Annotated in this window: 1 protein-coding gene and 1 pseudogene; both read right to left on the bottom strand. The window is 72.8% G+C overall.

Annotated features, from left to right (window positions below; translation table 11 throughout):
- Window positions 1-961 (bottom strand): lysine N(6)-hydroxylase/L-ornithine N(5)-oxygenase family protein (locus AB8Z75_RS34275; protein ID WP_369208948.1); only part of this gene is annotated, 961 nt, incomplete at its 3' end.
- A 23-nt stretch (window positions 962-984) separates the two neighbouring features.
- Window positions 985-2,605 (bottom strand): annotated as a pseudogene (locus AB8Z75_RS34270) (aspartate aminotransferase family protein).
- Window positions 2,606-2,754 lie beyond the last annotated feature (149 nt).

Genomic DNA, 2,754 nt, shown 5'->3' with positions numbered 1-2,754 from the left:
CCGCCGCACCCACCCGCACCCCCGGAGTGAGCACCGCGTCAGGCCAGCCGCCGTCCAGCGCCAGCGCCCGGCGGTAGAGCTCGTCGTGCACCGCCGCCAACGTCTCCACATCCACCGCCTTGTGCAACTGCCACTGCCGCGGCAACAGCCCCTCCCGCACCCGCTCCGACAAACCGTGGAAATAGCGCGTGTAATCCGGGGTGAAATGCTCCAGACCCAGCTTGCTGTACTCCATCGGCGCGAAACCCGCACTGCGCGTCACCCAGTGCAAACCCTCACGCCCCACCGGACGCCGCCGCAGCAGATCCAAGAACACCTCGGCACCCGACTGGCCCGAACCCACCACCGTCACATGCCCCGCCGCGACCAACTCCTCCCGGCGCGCCAGATACTCCGCCGAGTGGTACACCGGCACCCCGGCATCCTCGGCCAACGGCCGCAACCCCTCCGGCACATACGGAGCCGTACCGATGCCCAGCACCAGATTCCGCGCGAACGACCTGCCCAGCGCCGCCACTTCACCGCCGGCGTCCACCTGCGTGAAATCGACCTCGAACAGCCCCCGCCCCGCATCCCAGCGCACCGCGTCCACCTGATGCCCGAAATACAGCCCCGGAACGTTCTCGCTCACCCACCGGCAGTACGCGTCGTACTCGGCCCGCTCGATGTGGAACCGCTCCGCGAAATAGAACGGGAACAACCGCTCCCGCTCCCGCAGAAACCGCAGAAACGACCACTCGCTCGCCGGATCCGCCAACGTCACCAGGTCGGCCAGGAACGGCACCTGCAGCGTCGCCCCCTCGATCAGCAGCCCCGGATGCCAGCGGAAGGACGACCGCTGCTCGTAGAAAGCCGCCCGCAACCCCGGCACCCCATGACCCAGCGCCGCCAGCGAGAGATTGAACGGGCCGACACCCACCCCCGCCACATCCAGCGGCTCCGGTTCCACGGCGGCAGCCACCCGCGCCGCCTCCTCCACACCCCTCACGCGTCCGACCCCTCCGCCATGGCCTCCTCCACCAGCTTCAGCAACGCCGCCAGATCACTCGGCCGCACCTGCGGGTTCAGCAGCGTCACCTTCCACCACAGCCGGCCACCCAGCGACGCACGCCCCAGCACCGCCTGCCCCCGCTCCAACAACCGCCTGCGCACCCGGGCGACCAGCGCGTCGTCCCCACCCACAGGACGGAAGACCACCGTGGAGACCGACGGGCGCGCATACAGCTCCAGCCCCTCCGTACGCGCCACCCGATCCGCCAGCTCCACTGCCGCCGCACACGTACGCTCCACCAGCCGCGCCATCCCCGAACGCCCCAGAGCCCGCAGCGTCACCGCCACCTTCAGCACGTCGGGACGGCGCGTCGTACGCAGCGAACGCCCCAGCAGATCCGGCAGCCCCGCCTCCGTGTCGTCATCCGCGTTCAGGTAGTCGGCACAGTGCTCCAGCGGACGCAGCGCCGCCCCGTCAGGAACGGCCAGGAACCCCGCCGCCACCGGCTGCCAGCCCAACTTGTGCAGATCGAACGTGACACTGTCCGCCGACCGCAACCCGGCCAGCCGGCCCCGCAGCCGCTCACTGAACAGCAACGGCCCCCCGTACGCCGCGTCCACGTGCACCCGCGCCCCGCGAGCCCGCGCCACCCCGACGAGCTCGGCCAGCGGATCGAGACCACCGGTGTCCGTCGTCCCCGCCGTCGCGACGACCAGCGCGGGCGCCCCCGCCAGCCCGTCGAGAGCCACGTCGAGCGCAGCGGGCTCCATCAGCCCACGCGGCGTCGGCACCACCAACGGCGGCGCCAGACCCAGCAGCCACGCCGAACGGTGCACACTGTGATGCGCGTTCGCCCCGCACACCACCCGCAGCGCACCACCGGCGGCCCGAGCCGCCTCGCGAGCCAGCAGCAACCCCAGCTGATTCGCCTCCGTACCGCCGGTCGTCACCAACGCGTCCGGACCCGCGCCCACGTCCGCGCCCGCGCTCGCGTCCGCACCGGAAACCGCGCCGGGGGCCGAAACGGCACCCGCGTCCGTGCCGCCCGCGCCAGGAAACACCAGCCGCGCCAGGGCCCGGCACACCAGCGTCTCCACCGTCGAGGCAGCCGGGGCCTGATCCCACGAATCCATCGACGGATTCAGCGCACTGGCCGCCACATCGGCTGCCGCCGCCACCGCCAACGGCGGACAGTGCAGATGCGCCGCACACAACGGCTCCGCCGGATCGGCCGCCCCCGCCGCCACCGCACCCACCAGCGCGTCCAACGCCGCACCCGCACCCGAACCCACCTCGGGCAGCACCGCACCGGTGGCCGCCCGCACACGCCCGGCCACCCCCTGCGGGCCACCCGMSGGSRGCKGCCCCCCGCGCTCCACGGCGCCCCGCTCCAACGCGGCCGTGCTGGCCGCGTTGGHGCGGGCCACCCGCCGGCAGCGGCCCCCCGCGCTCCACGGCGCCCCGCTCCAACGCGGCCAGCACCGTGTCCAGCAACGGGCGGAGCGTGGCGGGCCCCGCGGCACCACCCGCCAGCAGACCGGAGACCGCGTCGCCGCCCACCTCCTCGGCGCCGGGAGCGACATCGTGCAGGCCATCGACGGTGAAGGCAGACATAGGGCTCTTTCGTTCGGTGCACCGTGGTCGCCGAACTCACCGACAGCCACGCTTGGTTAGGCGTACCTAACCTACGTGCCGCGCGCCTCCGCACCCCACGATCCGCCGCCTACTTCCCTCGAAGGTGGTAGCCGCACCCTCCCCCGAGC

The sequence above is a fragment of the Streptomyces sp. PU-14G genome, from assembly GCF_041028275.1.
Taxonomy (GTDB): Bacteria; Actinomycetota; Actinomycetes; order Streptomycetales; family Streptomycetaceae; genus Streptomyces.
Note: the sequence above shows the minus strand (reverse complement) of the source record. Positions and strands in the feature narration are given on the sequence as shown.